The organism is Apilactobacillus timberlakei, from assembly GCF_002993965.1.
Lineage (GTDB): Bacteria > Bacillota > Bacilli > Lactobacillales > Lactobacillaceae > Apilactobacillus > Apilactobacillus timberlakei.
The window spans coordinates 265,692-286,472 of sequence record NZ_POST01000001.1 but is presented as its reverse complement, the minus strand read 5'-3'; the positions used below and the strand labels follow the sequence as shown (position 1 = coordinate 286,472).

Here is a 20,781-nt window from a genome sequence, read left to right as displayed (position 1 = left end):
TTAATCGTGTTAATATTTATATTTAATTGTAAAAGAAATTTTATTTTATTGAAAGTATATACACATTTTATTAACAAATTAATTTGTGTTAATTTATAATATGTAGTTTATTAATTAATAAGGAGATAAGTTCATGAAATTTAGAAGATTAATTTCAATTTCATTAATTACTGCTAGTACTTTATTGTTTGTTGGAACTACCGGTAATAATAATGTTTCAGCTAATGCTAATCATCATAAACGAGTACATAAAGTGGTTAATAAGAAAAACAAAGCGCATAAGCAATCAAAAAAACGCGCTTTTAAACCAGTTATTAATAAATGGTATAAAGGAACCCCTAAGAGAGTTCATGGAACTTGGTACTATAATGGTAGAGATACTAAAGCATATATAACATATGATAATTATAAAAGCTCTGGAAATTATATGTATAAAGACGATGATGATAACCTGTATGAAAAAGAACCTGCTGAAGGTGTTAAAAACATTGAGTATAGATATTTAGGCGGATATACTTATCAATTCCGTGGTGTTCAATATGAACTGAATGATCAACATCAAATGGTTTCAAAACATCAATATTATCCATATAAACTAAAAATTTATCCTGATAAACTTCATTTTTATTTGGGCCATGGTATTCAAGATTATGTTAGAAAAGCAGACTTTAATATGAGGGATGTAAATAAGAAGTAGCATTAAATAATTGTATTTATTCATTTTTCCTTATATATTATATAAGGAGGGTGATAAATTGAATATTTTAGTTGCTGCACCAAATACCAATTTTGATATTGATAAAATTAAAACTAACTTTAAAGAAAATGGAAATTTTGATAATGATAATATCTATTATGAAGATGAATCATTGTCTAAAGATATTTTAGATAGTATTGATATTTTAGTTGGTTATAACAAAGAACTTTTAGATAAGATTTTAAATAGTGATAATGCTCAATTAAAATGGATTCAAGCTTTATCTGCAGGTGTTGATTATTATCCATTAGATCAACTAAAGGCTAAGAATGTTTACTTAACTACTGTTAGTGGCATTCATGCTGAACCAATTTCAGAAACTGTTATTGGGATGATTTTAGGTAATTATCGTGCAATTAATGAATCTGCACGTAAGAGATCATGGTATCAACCAAATGCAATGCCTAAGATGATTAATGGTAAACATGCGGTTGTATTTGGAACTGGTCATATTGGTGGCAGAATTGCTGAACTATTAGATGCTTTTGGTGCTGAAACCATTGGCGTTAATCATAGTGGGCACCCAATTGATGGTTTTGCACAAACCGTTAGTATGGACAATGTCATGAATGATGATCGTGTTTTAAACGCTGATCTTATCATTAATGCATTACCATTAAGCGATAGTACTTACCATTATTACAATGAAAAATTTTTCAATGCTTTGAATAATCAACCAATGTTTATCAGTATTGGTCGTGGACCAAGTACGGTTACTAAAGATTTGATTAATGCTTTATATAATCAACAAGTAGGATCAGCAGCATTAGATGTAACTGATCCTGAGCCATTACCTTCGGATAATCCATTATGGCAAATGGAGAATGTTTTAATTACTGCTCATATTTCAGGATTACATGCAGAGTATATGGATGAATCATTAGCGATTTTAGATGAAAATATGCAAGCATTTAATAATGATGGAAAACCAAATAAAAATTTAGTTAACTTAGTAGAAGGGTATTAAAAAAATAAGCTGCTTTTAAGCAGCTTATTTTTTTAATTATTAGCTTCTTGTGGGACGCTATTTTTAACTGTTTTGATAAAGTGAACTGATAAACCAACAATTAGTCMAACCACTGCTGGAACCACCCAGTCCATTCCAATAGATGCTAATGGAAGATAACTTTGTTGGAAACCAGTTACTGCGTTGCCAAAAGCACTTTTGGAAACTACTGTTGGAAAAGAGGAGATCATATCCATCAAAGCAGGCACAGTCGTAAATAGTACAACAAATAGATAAACAACAGAATCATGTTTAAATAATGGTGAAAATACGGATAATAGGATTAATACCATTGCGAATGGGTATAAGAACATTAGCATAGGTGTTGACCATTGAATAATGGTATCCAAGCCAAAGTTAGCGGTCATGAATGATGCTAAACACATGAAGCCTAACCATTGACGGTAACTTAAGAATGAAAAATGTTTATGGAAATCTTGAGCAAAAGCAGCCACTAACCCCATTGCTGTAGTTAAACAGGTTAATGTTAACAAAGTTGCTAGCAATGCATGACCAACATTTCCCATATAGTAACCCATCAATTGATTAAAAGCAGTTCCACCATCAGCTGATCCTTTGAATTTATTTAAAGTAGTAGCACCTAACCATACTAATATTACATAAATAGTAGCAACTAAGCCTTCTGCAATTAAACCAGCTTTAGCAGTTACTTTAGCATTACTTAAAGGATTGTTTTTACCTAATTGATTAACAGCAGTTACGACAGTAACACCAAATGCCAATCCGGCAAGGGCATCCATAGTGTTGTAACCCTGTAGAAATCCATTAAAGAACGATCCATTTTGATATGCTGTAGTTGCAGCTTGTGTTGCTGCACTTCCCATGGGGTGAAGAAATCCTAATAAGAAAACTGCAAATAGTAATAATAAGAAAATTGGATTTAGTAATTTACCAATACTTTTCATGATACTAGATTCTTTATATGAAAGTAAGAATGCAGTTAGGAAAAATAAAAATGAAAAGACGAGTAACCCTAAATGACTATACTTAGCGGGCAATAGTGGTTGTACCCCAACACTGAATGGAACCGTAGCGGTTCTAGGAGTGCCAAATAATGGACCAATCGTGGCATGAATTAAAACCATGAAGACTAATGCAAAGGCTCCGCCTAATGGTTTTCCAATATCATAAACGCCTTTAGAATGAGTAACGCTGATTGCAAGTACTGATAGTAATGGTAAAACAACGGCTGTACATAAAAAGCCTAACATTGCTAGCCACCAATTAGCGCCTGATAATTGTCCTAAGTGTAAGGGGAAAATTAAATTCCCAGCACCGAAAAATAAGGCAAATAATAATGAACTAACGACTAAATATTGTTTTAAAGATAATGGTTTTTTGTTTAAATCTTCCATAAATAAACTCCTCCGATATATTGAAAAATAGGTTACTTATAAATTGAATCGCCATGTGTAAAATCTGAATCGGACTATCCAAAACCATCATCTCCTTTGTAAAAATATGTATAAATGAGTAAATAAAAAACGCCCTTAATCCATTACTAGACTAAGGGCGTCATCAGTGACACGGTACCACCTTACATTTGTAGACTAAATAAAATCTACTTCTCCACGTACAATCATACGCTGACACTTTAAGGGGTGTACCCCATGTACTTTAATCCACTCGTTTAAGTACATTGCTCGAAAGGGATTTTCACAATTAGATTAATGCTTCCTTGCACCTAACGAAGCTCGCTTCAAAAATCGTCATTGCTACTCAACTTTCTCGTCGCAATTAATTTATTTATAAATTATCATAAGATTTTAATTTAAACTTGTCAAATATTATTTTTAGCTGGTGTTTTTTATTTAAAATAGATATAATTCTCGTGTTATAATAAATGTATGCTTTTAAACGAGACAAGTTAATTTATTTTTTATCAAATTTTCGGCTCTCGCCAAAAGGAGAATTTTGTATGAAGATTGATAATTATGTACCAAAGAATAAACGTAAAGAAGTTTCAGATAAACGTATTAAAAATCTAAAACTTATGAGCAAAGTTGCAATTTTGACTTCTTCTCTAATGTATATTGCATATATTCCTGAAATTATGCAAAACCTCTCAGGTAATCCAGTTAGTCCTATTCAACCATTTGTAGCTACGATCAATGCTACTTTATGGACATTATATGGTTGGTTTAAGACTTATCGTGATTGGCCACTAGTTATTTCTAATGTACCTGGAGTGATTTTTGGATTAGTTACTTTGGTTACTATTTTCATCCACTAATAACAAAAATAATTTGCAAAAGCAGACGAAATTTTCGTCTGCTTTACTTTTTTATATATTATAATATTATTGTTGATTAAGAAGGGGGCAGTTAAATGAGTAAAAAAGGTAAAATTACATTTTGGCTATTTGTGATATCAATTCTTTACGCTGTGTTTTTTATGCATCCAACTTTGTGGCGAGATGAAAGCTTTACAATGGCATTAGTAAAACATAGTTATTCTGAGATTATTCATCTTGATTCAATGGATGTTCATCCACCATTTTATTACATAGTTTTAAAATTCTATTTGAGTATTACTACTTTTTGGACTAGTTCACTTTTTATTAAAGTAATTTTTGCCCGGGTCTTATCTTATATAATTACACTACTTTCTTTTATTGTTTTAGGCAAAACAGCTAAATCATTAAATGTCATTGGTGGTAATGCACTGCAGTGGGCAGGGTTATTTTTAGCACCTAGTATTATGCATTATGCAACACAAGTTAGAATGTATGCACTAGCTGCGTTATTGTTAGCGTTACTTTTAAATCAGTTACAGCACTATGATAATTCACATAAACCTGGTCACATTATTTTGGCAGTAATTTTTGCCTCTTTGGCTTCTTACACGCACTATTTTGCTGCAGTATCGGCGGGCTGGTTATTGATTTTATATTTTGTGAAATTTGTTTTCCAAAAATATGATACGCATTCGTTGAAAGTATCGATTGGATTATTTGTGGGGATGTTTGTCCCATGGGGGATTGTTGCATATTTTCAAGTGCAATCAGTCGCTAAAAATTATTGGATCCCGCCAATGAATGGGCAAACTTTTTTAAACGATTTAGTAAATCTATTTACGGATTTAAATACGCAAACAAGTTTTGATTTATGGGCAGCCATTGCATTGATGGTTTTATGTATCTATCCAATTGTCTGGAGTTATTTTAGAATGCCTAAAAAATTTAATTTGTTATTTTCATTTGTAATGGCTGACTTTATGTTAACAGCAATGACTGGATTATTAGTTTCATTGTTATTTAGACCAATCTATCTGGCTAGGTATGGATATCCAATTTACTTTATCTTTATTTTCTTTGTTGTAGTTATTATTGGACATATGTTGTCTGAAAGTTGGCAGAAGCCTACTGGTCGTGTTTTAAACTATATATATGGATTTTTATTATCAATTTTGATTGCTACGAATGTGGGATTAGCATTGCAAAGTCAAATTGTAAATTACGATTTAAGGACCTTTAATCTCATTGAGTCAGTTGATGGATATAAAGACATTCCAAGAGACACAATCAATCTTAATCCTAATCAAAGTCCAAATGCGATTGCCCAAAAAATCGTTTATCTTGATTCAATAAATAAAAAAGCTAAAATTAAAAATTTTGAAATTAAGCATTTATTTGGTAATGATAATCGCAAATTGTTTCATGGCACTTTTGATAATGTGGAAATGGATGATATTGAATAGGATTGATGAAAAAATCATCAATCTTTTTTTATCTGCTGATTTACGTCAATATATTATGATATAATAACTCAGTTATTATTGTTATACATATTAATTGAATTTAAGAAAAGAGGTTTTTTCACTCTATGAGTGATTCTGGTCAGCCGGTTTGGCGAAGAAATTTATTAGTTTTATGGTTTGCAACTTTTATTGCAGGGACGGGGTTTAGTGAAGTTATTCCTTTCCTATCGCTATATGTTAGTGAACTAGGTAATTTTTCCCATGGAGCTTTATCCATGATTAGTGGATTAGTTTATGCAGCGACCTTTGTGGTGGTAGCGGTGACTGCTCCGATGTGGGGACGCTTTGCTGATCGGCATGGACGCAAACGATTATTATTACAGACGACGATTGGTTCTGCAATCGCCATTACTTTAATGGGATTAGTTACCAATGCTTGGGAACTAGTTGCATTAAGAGCAGCACAAGGCTTTTTTGCAGGAGTTATTCCCAACGCCACAGCATTAGTAGCTGCTGAAACTCCTAAGAAAAAAGAAGGCTATGCATTAGGCATTATTACGACAGGATATGTTGGTGGTAATTTATTGGGACCTATTTTAGGGGGCTTCTTAGCCGGATTATTCTCGATTCGAGTAACTTTCTTTATTACCGGTGGCTTATTATTCTTATCATTCTTACTTAGTTTATTTATGGTTAAAGAAACCTTTAAGCCGGATCCAAAGAAAATAAAAAATCAACCTTCATTGTTTGATATTCATTTTCTAAAAGAATTTCCTGATCCCAAATTGACGGCCTGGTTGCTAGTTTCAACTATTATTGTCCAGGCTGGATTATACTCAATTTATCCTGTAATTAGTTTATTTGTAAAAGAATTAATGAATAACCATGGACCAATTACGGTAGTAGCGGGGATTATTTCTTCACTACCAGGAATTGCGATGTTAATAGCTTCACCTTTTTGGGGTCGTTTGGGGGATCGCATTGGTTCCAATAAAATTTTGATTTATGGTTTTATTTTTTCCATTATTTTTTACTTTCCCCAAGGCTTTTTTACTAGTGTCATTGTTTTAGGAATTCTAAGATTCTTAGTAGGAATTTCAAATGCGGCTATTTATCCCATTATTCAAACATTGCTAGCTAAAAAAACACCAGCTGGTTCCACAGGGATGGTCTTTAGTTTGAATCAAGCTGCGCAAGCTATTGGTGCCGTTGTGGGTTCGATGATGGGTGGATTTATTTCTAACATTTTTGATTATAGTGGAGTCTTTGTCTTTACCGCGTTATTATTATTAGTGAACTTAATTCTTTTGGAATGGCGAGTACCTGAAATTAGAAAAAAACATTAACCAAATAAGGGGACAGATAAAATGCGTCGTCATAATCAACATATTATGGAACTTGCAGATAGTAACTTATCGAAAGATGCTTTGACACAACCAGCAATTAATTTTGATAAAGCAGATATTAAAAAAATGATTCGACAAACACAAAATGAATATAATGATTTATATGTAGCCAGATTTGATAGCAATGATAGTAATGACGTATTTAAAATAAGTCAAAGCTATAATGAATATTTAAATTATTTTATTGATAATTATTTGAAAAAATTTTATAGTATTCGTGAAATTGCAAAAATTCATTTTCATCAAGAAATGACGCTAGGTTATTGTATTGATGAGTGTATTGCCTTATTGCATCGTAAATTCGAAAATCATCAAGATAAAGATTCGATGGTGACGGTTGATAGTAAAGGTAAAATGATTTAAAAAGTAATTAGGGAGTAATGTTGATGAATAATGAGCAAAACATGCATAGAAATAATAAAAAGAAGATGAGTACAGGAAAGAAGATATTTCTTTGGATTATTTCAATTATTGTATTGATTGTTTTAGCATTAGGGGGCTTATTTGCCTATGCTTATCATAATGTCCATGAGGCTTATAATAAGACCTATAAAAAAGCTCAAGGAACTACTAAGCCTAAGGGCAATAAGTATCATATGGTGGTAAAAGTTAAAGGGACTAAGAAAGATGGTTCTGATGATAAATTATTGTATGTAACTGGGACAAATGGGAAGCGTGATTTCCAAGTCAAGAAGCTACAAAATGGTACTTATACTGAAAAATCAGATGGACAAATTGTTGATAATAAGAGCGGACAAGTGCTAGGTAATAGTAAGAATACGCCTAAAAAATCAGATATTGATCATGCCACAAAAGGTTTTATTAACCAAAATAAAACCAATGACCGTGATCAAAGTAATAGCGATGCAAATGGTAATCATGATAATCAAAGCAATCGTAATAAGCAAAATAATACTTCTGAACAAGATATTAAGAATGCTAAACAACAGACTAATGGCCCAGTCAATTATTACACTTCATTTGATATGAGTGCAGCTGCTCGGGCAGTGAATGCTTTAGGTGGCCTGGATGTAGATGGACAACATATGAATGGTGATCAAGTAGTGCAATATTATGAAAGTGGACATTCTGCTGCTATTATGAGTGCGGCAATGAACCGTAAAAATGATATTAAAGCGTTAGTGAACCAAGGTTTTTTAAATGGCATTGCTGGAGGTACACATACTAATGTGACATGGGACCAAGCTAAACAAATGGTTAAATAAAAAATTATATTTAAATAAAAAATAATTAATGTTAATATATTTGTATAACATAATTGATTTAAGGAGCAGTTTTTAATGAAGAATAATTTAGTAAAAAAAGGAATTTTTTCTTTTGTAGCAGCTTTATCACTTGCAGGAGCAAGTAACTTAATGATGAATTCAGCACATGCAGCTACTAAGACAGTGTATGTTCAACCATCTGAATACGCTGCAATGAATACAATTAAGGATGAGTTAGCAAGTCATAAAAATATTAAGAGTATTACAATTAATGGTAATCAGGCTAGTTATACCGTGAATAATGGTCAACCAGATAATAGTAAGATTGCTAGATACCAAGGGGCCATTGATAAGATTGCAGATGTAATGCAACAAAAAAATAACAGTATTAAATCTGTTACTTATAATGTGGCTGATAATAGTAAATTTGATCAAAACGGCGATTCAATTGATGTTGAAGTGGCTGCTACTCCAAGTCCAATCGTACCTACTCCAGCACCAACACCAACACCAACTAATAATAGTACCAATAAACAAAATGATAATAATGGTAAAAATAATAATGTATCAAAGCATGACGATAACAAATTACCAGCTCGTAAAGATGACAAGGTTAAGATTAATGATTCAGTGAAGGCTGATATTGACAATGTTAATGATTCCTTAAAAAATGATAACTTGTCTAAAACACAAGTAAAGGCTTTAAAACAACAACGTCAAGATTTGCATAAAGAAGATCGAGTACGTTCATCAATTAAAAGCATCAATAAAGACTTAAGTAACAAACATTTAAGTCGGAATGTTAAGAAAGAATTAAGAGCCGAACGTAATAACTTAAATAAACAAAATAAAGCAATGAAGACGGTTAATAAGATTGACAAGGAATTGAACAAGAAGAACCTTTCAAAAACAACTCGTCGTGAATTAGTAATCCAACGTAAGGATTTGAACCAACAAGCTAATAACCTTGCTAAGGTTAATAAGATTGATCAACAATTAAAGAGCAAACATCTAACTCGTAAGAATCATAAACGCTTAGTAGCTCAACGTAACAAGCTAAATAAAACAATTAAGCTAGATGCTAAGTTGTCCAAACTAAATGACAAAATTATTAACCATAAACTAAGCCGTAAAAACTATAATAAAACAATTAAACAAGCTAATGCATTACGTCGTCAAATTAATAAATTAGCTAAATAAAAAATAAAATCCATCTAATTTTGTTGATTAGATGGATTTTATTTTAATATATGGGATTAATTATTAGAAATGAAATTTATTTTTCAATTATAAAATTAGGATGTAATTAAATATGACATTTTTATGCGATAACTCTTCTTTGAAAAAAACTTTACTTGATAGTAATATTTAAATGGTGATATTATATAACCTTAATCATAGGTTAATTAATATACCAAAATGCTAATTTATTTTTAATATTAATATGTTATTATCTTATAATATAATTGCGATTAGGTAAAACATATTAAAAGATACCATAAAATTTATACATATTGAAAGTAATTAGACTTATTATTTTGATTTTATTGATAGTAAATAAAATATGTTTAAACAATTTGAACCATTTTATATAATAAAATATGTAAAGGATGTTTTTTTTGAATACAGAAGATAGCAACTCTCTTGAAGAATTAAGTAACATTTTCAAAATGTTACTTAAACATATTAAGTTAATCATTACGGTAACTATAATAACAGTCGCAATATTTGCAATTGCTGTACTGTTTGTAATTAAGCCTAAATACCAATCAACTAATGAAATTATTGTGAATCAAAAAATAACTAAATCTAATAATCAGTATAGTGAGCTACAACAAGCTCAATCAACTGATTTACAATTGGTGAATACTTATAAGACTATTTTAACTAGTCAAACTGTAAGTAGTGCAGTTGCTAAAGATGTTGGAAATAAGGACTATGGGAACAGTAGTTTATCAGTGAATACGGATCAAAGCTCTCAAGTTATTGGTATTAGTGTTACATCTTCTAATCCTATAATTGCTTCAAAGGTAGCAAATTCCACTGCTAATGTGTTTAAGAAAAAAATAAAAGAAATTATGAACGTTAATAATGTTTCTGTTATTTCAAAGGCCAGTCCTAATTACACGCCTGTGTCTCCTAAAACTGTTCCTAATTTAATTATTGGTTGCTTGATTGGAATTATCCTTGGAATTTTATTAGCTTTATTAAAGGAATATAGTGATAAAACTATCAAAGATATGGATTATGTTACTAATGAATTAGGCTTAACTGATTTAGGTCAGATTAATGATATTGATATGAAACTAATTAAAAAGAATGTTAAACATTAGGAGGAAACCATTTGTTTGCTAAAAAGAAAAAATTAAGTAACCATAGTAACAAATATGGTGTTCGATTAGTTGCTAGGGACTATCCAGAATCATCAATTGCTGAACAATTTCGTACCTTAATGACTAATATTTCATTTGCATATTATGATAAAAAAATGAATAGTATTTTAGTCACTTCTAGTGATCCGTCAGAAGGTAAGTCCACGGTCAGTGCTAATTTAGCGATTACTTATGCTAAACAAGGCAAAAATGTTCTGTTAATTGATGCTGATATGCGTAAACCAACGGTTCATAAATCATTTGTAGTATCTAATCGAGAAGGATTGTCCACTTATCTTTCTGGTAATAGTTACTTAGATAATGTCATTAAGAAAACTGATATTGCAAACTTAAATGTAATTACTAGTGGACCAACGCCACCTAATCCAGCTATTTTATTAGATAATGACCGATTAAGTAATTTGATTGATCACTATCATGGCAGCAACGATTTGATTATTTTGGATGTACCGCCGGTTAATACAATGTCAGATACTTCAATTATAGCAACTAAGGTTGATGGAGTGATTATTAATCTTCCTAATGGTATTGCTGATAAAAAGGATAGCATGCAGGCAGTTAAGCAACTAAAAAAAGTTCATGCTAATATTATTGGCGCAGTGATGAATATGGTACCTAACGATAAGCATAATAACGATTACTACTATTTTTATTCTAAGTAGGGAAGGGTGTTTATCTTGATTGATTTACATTCGCATATTTTGCCAGGGGTTGATGACGGATCGCCTGATTTAACGACATCGTTAAATTTAGCCCAAATTGCAGTTAAACAGGGTATTGATAAGATGTTATTAACACCACATCATATGGACGGTAAATATATGAATAATAAAAAGTCCATATTAGCAAAAACTGCTTCTTTTCAAAGCGAACTGAATAATCATAATATTCCATTGGAAGTTAGAGCAGGACAAGAGGTTCATTTAAACGGTAATTTATTAACTGCTATTGAGCAGGATAATATATTATTTGCCGATGAACAGCAGCATTATATGATGCTAGAGTTACCACATAACGAAGTCCCTGAATATACTAATGATATGGTTTTTGAATTGCAACTTAAGGGGATTACTCCAGTCATTGTGCATCCAGAACGTAATCGAGGTTTTCAAAAAGCACCAGATAAACTATATGAATTAGTAAAGCATGGTTGTTTAACGCAGCTAACTGCTAGTAGCTATCTTGGGGGGTTTGGTAAAAAGGTTCAAAAGTTTACTAATGAAATAATCAAGGCAAACTTGGGTTTTACTTTTGCTTCGGATGCACATAACTTAGCTGGTAGAAATTTTAAAATGAAACAGGCTTATGATTTAATAAGTAAAAATAATTATGAAATATCAATAAAGTATCAACAAATTGCTCAATCAATTTGGAATGGTAAAGCAATACAATCCGTTAATATAAGCCGCATTCATAGTAAATCTAGATTAGAAAATTTAATTCATCGTTTGTTTTAGAAAGGAGAAAATCGTTTGATTAGATATGATGATATATTATGGGATAGTCATTTGAAAAAAGTAGGGATTAAGCATAGATTATATCTATTTTTTAAAAGAAATTTTGATATAATTATCAGTTTGCTGGCATTAATTGTTTTGTCTCCTTTGTTTTTATTCGTTGCAATTGCCATTAAAATTGATAATTATAAAGGAAGCATATTCTATACTCAAACAAGGGTAGGTAAAAGAGGCAAAAAATTTAAGATTTATAAATTTAGATCAATGTATAGCAATGCTGAAAACTTAAAACAGAAATTAATTCAGCTAAATGAAGTAGATGGTGCGATGTTTAAAATGCATGATGATCCTCGCGTTACTAAAGTGGGAAGATTTATTAGAAAACACAGTATTGATGAATTACCGCAATTAATTAATGTGCTAATCGGTGACATGTCATTAGTAGGACCTAGACCACCTTTAACTAGAGAAGTAGCACAATATACTAATCATGATAAACTAAGGTTACTGGTTAAACCTGGATGTACTGGCTTGTGGCAAGTTAGTGGAAGAAATGCACTTTGTTTTAAAGAAATGGTTAGTTTAGATTTAGATTATATTAGTAATTCAAGTATATTAATGGATGTAAAAATTTGTTTTAAAACAATTTGGATTATGATTTTTCCAAATGATGCTTGTTGATTTTTTATGGAGAATATTAAATATGGTTAAAACTACTAGAATTGCTATGGTTATGGGAAAAATGATTGGCGGTGGAGTTGAATCCGTCATTATGAATTATTATCGAAATATAGATAAGTCAAGATATCAATTTGATTTCATCGTTGATAATGATTCTACTGAAGTTCCAATGGCTGAAATTGAAGAAATGGGCGGTAGAGTTATATTTGTTGCACCATATCAAAAGGTTATAGAAAATCAGCGAGATTTGAAGCGCATCTTTAGGAAAAATAAATATTTAATTGTTCATTCCAACCTTAATAGTTTGAGTTTTTTTCCATTAAGGGCAGCTAAAAAATGTGGAGTACCGATAAGAATAGCACATAATCATAATACGGCTTCTTCTGGTGAGGGGATACGTAATTTAATTAAGAATGTTTTAAGACTGGCTGCTAGGTGGTATCCAAACCATTATATGGCACCAACTTATTCTACTGGTAAATGGTTATTTGGTAAAAAGATTGCTAATAATAAATTATATATTTTAAAAAATTCTTTGAATTTGAATAAATTGGGATTTCGTAAAGACGTTAGAGCAAAACAACGTAAAGCTTTAGGATATCGAGATAATGATATAGTCATTGGTAACGTAGGACGTTTAGTATGGCAAAAAAACCAGACATTCATTCTCGATATTTTTAATCGATTACACCAATCGAATCCCAATTATAGATTATTAATTATTGGCGAAGGGCCCTTAATAGATGATTTAGTTCAAAAATGTTATAAATTGGGTATATTAGATGTGGTTCAGTTTCTAAAAAATAAATCTAATATTGAAGATTATTATCAAGCAATGGATTTATTTTTATTTCCTTCACATTATGAAGGATTTGGAATGGTAGCTGTGGAAGCTCAAGTGACTGGATTACCAGTAGTGGTGTCGAAAAATGTACCCGATGAGGTCGCCATTGCTGATAATATTGATTTCTTGGGCCTAAATGAATCTATTGATAAGTGGTGTATTTCGATTCAAAATGAGTTATACCATGCAGATAAACGACATAGTTTTATAAATGAGGCCCAGCAGATGGGATATGATATTTCTATAGAAACTAAAAAATTAGAAGATAAATATGATGAGTTATTGGAGAAGTAAATGAAAAAAGTATTAATGCTAACCTCTGGGCATGTTCCGGTGCCTGCTAGTAGGAGTGGTGGGGTTGAAAATTTAATCGATATTTTTGTCGAAGAAAATGAGAAATTTAAAGATTGTAAGTTAGACGTTATTAGCATTTATGATGATGAAGCCGAAAAGATGACCAGGGAAATTCACGATACTAGTTTCACCTATATACATACTCCTATGATATTGAGAAAACTGAACAAGTTAAGTTATTTTATCGCAAATCGAATTTTAAAAAAAAAGAATGCAATGTCATATGCTTCATTATTTACGCGGATTTTTTATATCTATCAGGCAGCTAAGTACATTAAATTAAATAGAAATGAATACGAGTATGTAATTGTGGAGAATCATCCATCTGCTTTTATGGCATTGAAGAAATATAATAATTATAATTACTTTGAAAATAAGATTTTATATCATGTGCATAATGAGTTCCATAATGATTATGGGTGTAAGAAAATTATTGAAAAGTCTAAGATTATTTGTGTTAGTCAGTTCATTGCTAATTCTATTTTAAATCGTTTTAATGTTAATCCTAATCAAGTTAAAGTGTTAAGAAATTGTGTGAGAAAAATGAGTATCGACCAGGAATTCAATATAAGAGAGAAGTATGGAATTCCAAACAATCATGTTATTTTTACCTTTTTTGGTAGAATTATCCCGGAAAAAGGGATATTGCAGCTGATACAAGCGTTTAATAAACTTGAAGAAGACAAGATTACGTTGCTGATTGTTGGTTCATCGGCGTTTGAAGAAAATATATCCAGTGATTACGAAAAAAAAGTTAGATTTGAGTGTCTCAAAAGCAAGCATCAGATTATTTCGACAGGATATGTGGATTATGAGAAGATTGCCAACTATTATACGCAGTCTGATGTGATTGTGGTGCCGTCTATATGGAATGATCCAGCACCATTAACGGTTATTGAATCAATTATTTATGATCGTCCATTGATTGCTACTATTTCTGGGGGAATTCCAGAATATGCTAGTAACAATTCAGCTATTTTGGTGGAACGTAATGATAAGGTCGTGGATAATTTAAATGCGGCTTTGCACCAAATTTTGAATAATCATAGCTTGGTTGATGAATTAAATAGAAATAGACAATTAATACGAAAAGACTTTACGCTAGAACAATATTATAAGGACTATACCAGTTATATAGTGTAAAACAATATTGCGTTGATGATAGGAGGGCGTACAAATGCTACTAGAAATTTTTATATTTTTGACTCTGGCCTTCCCAAAAGCTGGAATGATGATATCTGGAGTTCCTGTGACTGTGGCTGAATTATTATTTGGACTAATATTTATAGTTAGTTTTATCCAAATAAAAAAAATAAATGTTAGTTTTGAAATGATTGTATTGTATTTAATCTATTCTCTATTTTTATTGATTAACTTGGCTTTTAATATTGAGGGTACCAATATTTCATCAATATTTACATTATTCATCCTAATGATTTCTCCTATAGCATTTTTAATTGGTAAATTGGTTGATAGAGTTCGTTTTGTTAAGTATGTGACAAGCGCGGTGATTATTACTAGTTTGTTTGCTATTCTCCAGAAGTCCTTTGGTGTCTTGAACGTAAACGTTCAAGGGATAACTGAGTCCTTTGGTACTGCTATTCAATATAAGCCAATAGGTCTTGTGTCAGACGGAATGGCATTTAAAATGCCATCGACCTACCAAAATGGCAATGGACTTGGATTGTTTTTAGCCCTGAGTCTGCCATTGTTAATCGGTTATAGATTTGATAATAGAATTTGGCAGGCAGTTAAAAACATATCATTGATATTAGGACTTATCGGATTGATATTATCGGGTACTAGGTCCTCAATGATTCCTTTTTTTATTTTTGTTCCCTACATACTTTATCTATTTTTTAAACGTAATTTTAATAAGGCAATTACATGGATTGTAGTTGTGGTTTCATTGCTTATACTGTTAATAATATACTTCTATTATGTTCGGCCGGCATTTATATTCAATTTTTTTGATGATTATATACTACGGACTATTAATGATAAGACTGGTAATCAAAGAATTCCTCAAATTAGAATTTTATTTAACCAATTACGTGAGGATACAGGAATAAGTTATCTTAGAGACATTTTAATTGGAGTTCCATGGGTAAATTCATATGCACTGGAAGGTGTATTTTCTGTTATTGGGTATCACGGATTTTTGGGATTACCTATATTATATGGATTATGGATATCACCTATCTTTTATATTTGGAAAAAAAATAAGTTTATTGCTATTGGTTTGTTATTTAATATTATTGCTTGGATGGTTGATGGATCATTTAATTTTCCACCATATTTGATGAATTATTTTTTGTTTGTAGGAGTCGGAATTAATTGGAAGGATGAAAGAATTGAAAAGAATAGCCATAGTGACGGCGGGTCCGCTACCGGTTCCCGCAGTTAAAGGCGGGGCAGTAGAAAACATTGTTGAAAATCTGGTCAAAGAAAATGAAATTGAAGAAAAAGTGGAGTTTCATATTATAAGTGTTTATGATGCGAAAGCCGAGCTTATATCTAATCGTTATAAGCTTTCTAAATTTCACTTTATTAAAACTCCTAACTATATTAAATCAATGGATAGAAAGCTATTCTTTTTAATTAGGTTGATAAAGAAGCACACAAAGAAATCTCATGAAATTATTTTGGAAAGACTGCATATCGTTAATGCCATCTCTAAAATTTTGAAGCAAAATAATTTTGATGAGATTATTTTTGAGAATAGTGCACCACTTTTGTTATCTTTGAAGACGAGAGGCAATTACAAAAAGTATCTAGGAAAATATTCATACCACATGCATAATAAAATTTCTGGAAGCTACGGATGTAAAAACATATTTTCTAATTGTCATAAAATTCTATCAGTAAGTAACTTTATGCTTCAACATTTACCTGATTTTTTGAGCAACTTTGATACAAAGAAAAAAGTTGTTGTTAAAAATGGCGTAGATACTGAAATATTTAGACCTGTAGATGATGATCAATCTAAGAGCAAGGAATTGCTGTCGAAGTATCATCTTAGCGAACATGATTTTATAATTATGTTTGCGGGGAGACTGGTTCCAGAAAAAGGAATTTTGGAATTAGTGAATGCTTTTGAAAATTTGCATAGTAAAAATGCCAAGCTACTGATTATTGGAGCACCATTTTTTGATACTGCTGCTAATGATAGTGACTATATGAAACAATTAAAATCTAAAGTAGCACAACTTAAAGATAAAATAATATTTACTGGCTATGTACCTTATGATGAGATTGCTGACTACTATAGATTGGCTAATTTATCGGTAGTTCCATCTATGTGGGACGATCCAGCACCACTTACAAATATCGAGGCGCTTTGTTGTGGAACCGAATTATTGACGACTAATCGAGGCGGAATTCCAGAATACGCTAGTCCTGATTATGCTACCGTTCTAAATGTCAATAATGAGTTCACTCATAATATGTCTCAGGCGATTGATAATATTATTAATAACCCCGAGAGTAGTAAAGAAAAACTTGCAATTAGTAATCACTTTTTGAAGACTCATAACCAATCTCAATATTATAAAGATTTTATCTCAGTATTTGATGAGAATTGAGGAATTAATTCTATGGATAAGGTTTCAATAATTGTGCCAATTTACAATGCACATGAATATTTGGCGCCATGTTTACAGTCTATTAAGAATCAGACGTATACCAATATTGAAGTAATCATGGTAGATGATGGATCGACTGATGATTCTTCGAGAATATGTAAAGAGTATGTGGACGTTGATGCTAGATTCAAATATATACACCAAAATAATAGCGGGGTATCAGCAGCCAGAAATAAAGGACTAGAAAATGTTAGTGGAAAGTATTTGATTTTCATCGATGGTGATGATTATGTGGATAATAATCACGTTGAGATGATGATGAATGAAATTTCCCCGGATGTTCAGATGATAGTAACTGGGTACTACAATAAATTAGTAAATAAAGATGTGCCTATGATACCAGATGATAATTTATTATCCGTTAGGTCAGTTTATTACAAAATTTTAAAGGATATTAGAATTCAAGGATTTCTGGTTAACAAGCTATTTAATGTGAAAATACTAAGTAGTTCTCCTCGAAATAGATTTGATACATCAATTTATTTTGGAGAGGATCTTCTCTTTGTTTTTTCTTATCTTAGAAAATGTGAAATGATCAAAGTACGTCATATAGCGACCTATCATTATCGTTATAATACATTGAGTGCCAGCAAACAGAAACCGAATGCTGAAATGTTTAGTAACATAACCACATTATTGTCTGCTTACATTAAAGTATTTGAAAACGAGTCACTATTGGATGATAGAAGTAAATCTTTTCTAAAAAGACAAATTGTTAAACTATCTTTAATTTATTACCAGGAAGCTGCTATTCTAAATATTGACAACGATAGGTTCTTAAAGATATATCACAAATATAATAGTGATATAGCATGGTCTTTTAGAGAGAAAATAGAGCTGGTTCTACTTAAGAATAAATATGGCTTTAAATTATTTAAGGTTATTAAAAAATTATTTTAGGAGATTAGTGTTGAAAAAATCATTGCTTAATAAGAAAAACTATACCAATATTATATATTTATTAATTGTGTTTTGCATAATGCTTTCTTGCTTTAGACTGTGGCTCAATGCCGATGAAGGGTTTTCTATTAATCTGGTAAGTCACAGTTATAGAAAAATGATATATCTAGATTCTATAGATGTTCATCCACCACTATACTATATTATGCTAAAAACATTTTTGCTTCCAATTGGGTATTTTGGAAATTCATTTTTACTAAAAGTAATTTTTGCAAGAATTTTGTCCTTTATATTTTCAGTCGCAACATTTTTCTATTTACGTAAGCTTTCTAATTATTTTACTATAAGTATTAGTATGAAAAAGCAGTTTATCATATTTTTGATGTTACCAGGAGTCCTATATTGGAATCCATATGATGCTCAGGCACTTTTTAATATAAGAATGTATTCTCTGTCTGCGATGTTTTTTGTTATGTCATTTTACTATATTTTAAAATATTTGAATAATGACTCCAAATATAGTCTATCTTTGATAATAATATTATCTATTTGTTCTTCTTATACGCATTATTTTTCAGCTATGATGTCAGGAATACTGATTTTATCTTATTGTGTATACTTTTTAGCTATAAAGTCATATAAATATTTTAGTATATTTTTATTTATTGGAATGGGATTTTTGATTTTCAATATACCTTGGATAGGATACAGCTCTTTGAATCAATTAGGAAACGTATCAAAAGGTTATTGGATAGGATATGGGTTGCTGTTAAAGAATATGCTTCTGATACTTTTGATTGCATTTTTATTTACATATATGTTTGTAAAACTAATTACTGTAAATAAGAGTGATAAGAGAAGAGACCTTATTATTATATTGATAGTTAATGTGGTCACTTTGTCATTAGTATTCATGTTTTCCATTTTAGATAATCCAATATTAATGCTTAGATATATGTATCCGTCATTTCTGCTTTTCGAATTTTTATCTATGTCTTATTTTTCGTTTCATATACGTAATAGCAAGATTGAGTTCAATAATTTTTATATGCTCGCTGTTCCTTTAATCTTTATATTTTCGATTTTGTTTTCTGCGAATACAAATTTGAAGAATAATTCATATATTTTTAAAGAATTTCACTTTATTAAGGATTATAATTCATCTGATATTGATATGATCAATTTTAAATATATAAGATTACATGAAAACTTCAGTCATGCCAGTGACGATGAAAAGTCTAAGCAGAATTTACTGACTCAAAGCGTTATGTATGCCGGCAGTATCCATAAGAAAATAATTTTGACCAGTAAAAACAGGAATATAGTTTTAAAACAGTTTGCTAATGATAAATTCTATGATAATTTAAAATATTATATAGTTTTGGGTAAGTAAATAAGAAATGATTTGTTAAATGATGAAATTTTTAAGAGGTGAATGAATATATGATCAAGTTATTTGAATTTCTTAGAGAGAGAATATATAGACACATTATTGTACCAATGTTTTTTGATAAGGTTTATAAAAGTGTATCTTCTGATAATGTTGCTAGTATAGAGAGAACAGCCAAAGAATTGGAAAAAACTAACAAATCTATAGGTAGATTTGGGGATGGTGAAATTTCATGGATGTTTAATGTTAGGGGTGATAATAAGAAGAGCTTTGAACGGTCATCACCTTTATTATCTGAAAGACTTAAAGAAGTGTTTAGTAGTAATAATGATGATTTTATGATTGGAGTACCCGATTACATTACAAATATCGGTAATGACCAATATGTTTTTAATATTGATTTGTTTTGGAAAATATATATTATTAGGCGCAGAAAATATTTAAAAAAAATTATTAATAAACATCAAAATTATTGGAATACTGCTGTGACAAGACCTTATATTGATTTTAATAATAGAGATATTGCCGATAAGACCTTTTCTACTTTAAAGAAAGTGTGGAGGTCTAAAAAGATATTAATAGTTGAAGGCAATGAGTCGAGACTGGGTGCTGATGATGATCTTTTTGACAATGTAAAAGAGATTAGAAGAATAGAGTGTCCATATAAAAATGCTTTTGACTCTTATAATGATATATTAAAAACAACTATTGATTTTTTAAATATCAATAGAGATTTTTTAGTTTTAATATCTTTGGGCCCTACCGCAACGGTTTTATCCTATGATTTATTTATGAATGGTTACAGAGCAATTGATATTGGACATATAGACGTAGAATATGAGTGGTACTTGATGGGAGCTAAGGAAAAAGTCGATTTAAAATATAAGTATGTCAACGAAGTTAGTGGCGGTCATGGTGCATTGACATTATCTAATTCAACTTTTGATAAAGAAGTAGTTGCTATTGTTAAATAGACTTGAGTGACACATTTAAATCTATTTCA

Annotated in this window: 20 protein-coding genes and 1 other annotated feature; of the genes, 19 read left to right on the top strand and 1 reads right to left on the bottom strand. The window is 30.6% G+C overall.

Annotated features, from left to right (window positions below; all coding sequences use genetic code 11):
* The first annotated feature begins 133 nt into the window (after positions 1 to 133).
* Positions 134 to 697 (top strand): hypothetical protein, encoded by a 564-nt coding sequence (locus C7N71_RS01490; RefSeq protein ID WP_105987415.1) that lies wholly within the window; start codon positions 134 to 136, stop codon positions 695 to 697.
* 58 nt (positions 698 to 755) lie between these two features.
* Entirely contained in the window at positions 756 to 1,724 is a 969-nt protein-coding gene (locus tag C7N71_RS01485; RefSeq protein WP_157944335.1) for an NAD(P)-dependent oxidoreductase, read from the top strand.
* Between the two features lie 32 nt (positions 1,725 to 1,756).
* On the opposite strand, the gene brnQ is transcribed toward C7N71_RS01485, so the two are convergent.
* A complete protein-coding gene (gene brnQ, locus C7N71_RS01480; protein WP_105987413.1) occupies positions 1,757 to 3,139 on the bottom strand; it encodes a branched-chain amino acid transport system II carrier protein in 1,383 nt (460 codons plus the stop codon).
* Positions 3,140 to 3,289: 150 nt separating this feature from the next.
* Positions 3,290 to 3,525, bottom strand: a binding site (T-box leader).
* Between the two features lie 177 nt (positions 3,526 to 3,702).
* On the opposite strand from brnQ, the gene C7N71_RS01475 reads away from it, so the two are divergent.
* From C7N71_RS01475 to C7N71_RS01395, 17 genes are all read left to right on the top strand, one after another.
* Entirely contained in the window at positions 3,703 to 4,017 is a 315-nt protein-coding gene (locus C7N71_RS01475; RefSeq protein ID WP_105963937.1) for a SemiSWEET family transporter, read from the top strand.
* A 95-nt stretch (positions 4,018 to 4,112) separates the two neighbouring features.
* Positions 4,113 to 5,483, top strand: a complete 1,371-nt coding sequence (locus C7N71_RS01470) for a hypothetical protein (RefSeq protein ID WP_105987412.1) — start codon at positions 4,113 to 4,115, stop codon at positions 5,481 to 5,483.
* Between the two features lie 125 nt (positions 5,484 to 5,608).
* Positions 5,609 to 6,829, top strand: a complete 1,221-nt coding sequence (locus C7N71_RS01465; protein WP_105987411.1) for an MFS transporter — start codon at positions 5,609 to 5,611, stop codon at positions 6,827 to 6,829.
* 21 nt (positions 6,830 to 6,850) lie between these two features.
* Complete coding sequence (locus tag C7N71_RS01460) at positions 6,851 to 7,252, top strand: hypothetical protein (protein WP_105987410.1); 402 nt, start codon at positions 6,851 to 6,853, stop codon at positions 7,250 to 7,252.
* Positions 7,253 to 7,275: 23 nt separating this feature from the next.
* Positions 7,276 to 8,115, top strand: coding sequence for an LCP family protein (locus C7N71_RS01455; RefSeq protein WP_105987409.1), 840 nt, complete (start codon positions 7,276 to 7,278; stop codon positions 8,113 to 8,115).
* Between the two features lie 75 nt (positions 8,116 to 8,190).
* Positions 8,191 to 9,315, top strand: a complete 1,125-nt coding sequence (locus C7N71_RS01450; RefSeq protein WP_105987408.1) for a hypothetical protein — start codon at positions 8,191 to 8,193, stop codon at positions 9,313 to 9,315.
* A gap of 419 nt (positions 9,316 to 9,734) precedes the next feature.
* Entirely contained in the window at positions 9,735 to 10,448 is a 714-nt protein-coding gene (locus C7N71_RS01445) for a YveK family protein (protein WP_167387710.1), read from the top strand.
* A gap of 11 nt (positions 10,449 to 10,459) precedes the next feature.
* Positions 10,460 to 11,170, top strand: coding sequence for a CpsD/CapB family tyrosine-protein kinase (locus C7N71_RS01440; protein ID WP_105987406.1), 711 nt, complete (start codon positions 10,460 to 10,462; stop codon positions 11,168 to 11,170).
* A gap of 15 nt (positions 11,171 to 11,185) precedes the next feature.
* Positions 11,186 to 11,965: a tyrosine-protein phosphatase gene (locus C7N71_RS01435; RefSeq protein WP_404799016.1), complete on the top strand. Its 780-nt coding sequence runs from the start codon at positions 11,186 to 11,188 to the stop codon at positions 11,963 to 11,965.
* Positions 11,966 to 11,983: 18 nt separating this feature from the next.
* Positions 11,984 to 12,646 (top strand): sugar transferase, encoded by a 663-nt coding sequence (locus tag C7N71_RS01430; protein WP_105987512.1) that lies wholly within the window; start codon positions 11,984 to 11,986, stop codon positions 12,644 to 12,646.
* Between the two features lie 22 nt (positions 12,647 to 12,668).
* Positions 12,669 to 13,784 (top strand): glycosyltransferase family 1 protein, encoded by a 1,116-nt coding sequence (locus C7N71_RS01425; protein ID WP_167387709.1) that lies wholly within the window; start codon positions 12,669 to 12,671, stop codon positions 13,782 to 13,784.
* Entirely contained in the window at positions 13,785 to 14,987 is a 1,203-nt protein-coding gene (locus C7N71_RS01420; protein WP_105987403.1) for a glycosyltransferase family 4 protein, read from the top strand.
* 34 nt (positions 14,988 to 15,021) lie between these two features.
* On the top strand, positions 15,022 to 16,251 hold the full coding sequence (locus C7N71_RS01415) for a hypothetical protein (protein WP_105987402.1): 1,230 nt from the start codon (positions 15,022 to 15,024) through the stop codon (positions 16,249 to 16,251).
* Positions 16,190 to 17,428 carry a glycosyltransferase family 4 protein gene (locus C7N71_RS01410; protein WP_105987401.1) on the top strand — a complete coding sequence of 413 codons (1,239 nt, stop codon included), beginning with the start codon at positions 16,190 to 16,192 and terminating at the stop codon, positions 17,426 to 17,428. Before C7N71_RS01415 ends, C7N71_RS01410 begins: the two co-directional genes overlap by 62 nt.
* Before the next feature lie 12 nt (positions 17,429 to 17,440).
* Positions 17,441 to 18,388, top strand: a complete 948-nt coding sequence (locus tag C7N71_RS01405) for a glycosyltransferase family 2 protein (protein WP_105987400.1) — start codon at positions 17,441 to 17,443, stop codon at positions 18,386 to 18,388.
* 10 nt (positions 18,389 to 18,398) lie between these two features.
* On the top strand, positions 18,399 to 19,781 hold the full coding sequence (locus C7N71_RS01400) for a hypothetical protein (protein ID WP_140921681.1): 1,383 nt from the start codon (positions 18,399 to 18,401) through the stop codon (positions 19,779 to 19,781).
* A gap of 107 nt (positions 19,782 to 19,888) precedes the next feature.
* A complete protein-coding gene (locus C7N71_RS01395) occupies positions 19,889 to 20,752 on the top strand; it encodes a GT-D fold domain-containing glycosyltransferase (protein WP_181399543.1) in 864 nt (287 codons plus the stop codon).
* Positions 20,753 to 20,781 lie beyond the last annotated feature (29 nt).

What these genes read in the sequence shown, in the direction of transcription:
- C7N71_RS01405 (WP_105987400.1), top strand. Translation starts at nt 17,441, where the DNA reads ATGGATAAGGTTTCAATAATTGTGCCAATTTACAATGCACATGAATAT.
- C7N71_RS01470 (WP_105987412.1), top strand. Translation starts at nt 4,113, where the DNA reads ATGAGTAAAAAAGGTAAAATTACATTTTGGCTATTTGTGATATCAATT.
- C7N71_RS01425 (WP_167387709.1), top strand. Translation starts at nt 12,669, where the DNA reads ATGGTTAAAACTACTAGAATTGCTATGGTTATGGGAAAAATGATTGGC.
- C7N71_RS01420 (WP_105987403.1), top strand. Translation starts at nt 13,785, where the DNA reads ATGAAAAAAGTATTAATGCTAACCTCTGGGCATGTTCCGGTGCCTGCT.
- C7N71_RS01395 (WP_181399543.1), top strand. Translation starts at nt 19,889, where the DNA reads ATGTTTTTTGATAAGGTTTATAAAAGTGTATCTTCTGATAATGTTGCT.
- C7N71_RS01450 (WP_105987408.1), top strand. Translation starts at nt 8,191, where the DNA reads ATGAAGAATAATTTAGTAAAAAAAGGAATTTTTTCTTTTGTAGCAGCT.
- C7N71_RS01460 (WP_105987410.1), top strand. Translation starts at nt 6,851, where the DNA reads ATGCGTCGTCATAATCAACATATTATGGAACTTGCAGATAGTAACTTA.
- C7N71_RS01475 (WP_105963937.1), top strand. Translation starts at nt 3,703, where the DNA reads ATGAAGATTGATAATTATGTACCAAAGAATAAACGTAAAGAAGTTTCA.
- C7N71_RS01490 (WP_105987415.1), top strand. Translation starts at nt 134, where the DNA reads ATGAAATTTAGAAGATTAATTTCAATTTCATTAATTACTGCTAGTACT.
- C7N71_RS01410 (WP_105987401.1), top strand. Translation starts at nt 16,190, where the DNA reads ATGAAAGAATTGAAAAGAATAGCCATAGTGACGGCGGGTCCGCTACCG.
- C7N71_RS01465 (WP_105987411.1), top strand. Translation starts at nt 5,609, where the DNA reads ATGAGTGATTCTGGTCAGCCGGTTTGGCGAAGAAATTTATTAGTTTTA.
- C7N71_RS01455 (WP_105987409.1), top strand. Translation starts at nt 7,276, where the DNA reads ATGAATAATGAGCAAAACATGCATAGAAATAATAAAAAGAAGATGAGT.
- C7N71_RS01415 (WP_105987402.1), top strand. Translation starts at nt 15,022, where the DNA reads ATGCTACTAGAAATTTTTATATTTTTGACTCTGGCCTTCCCAAAAGCT.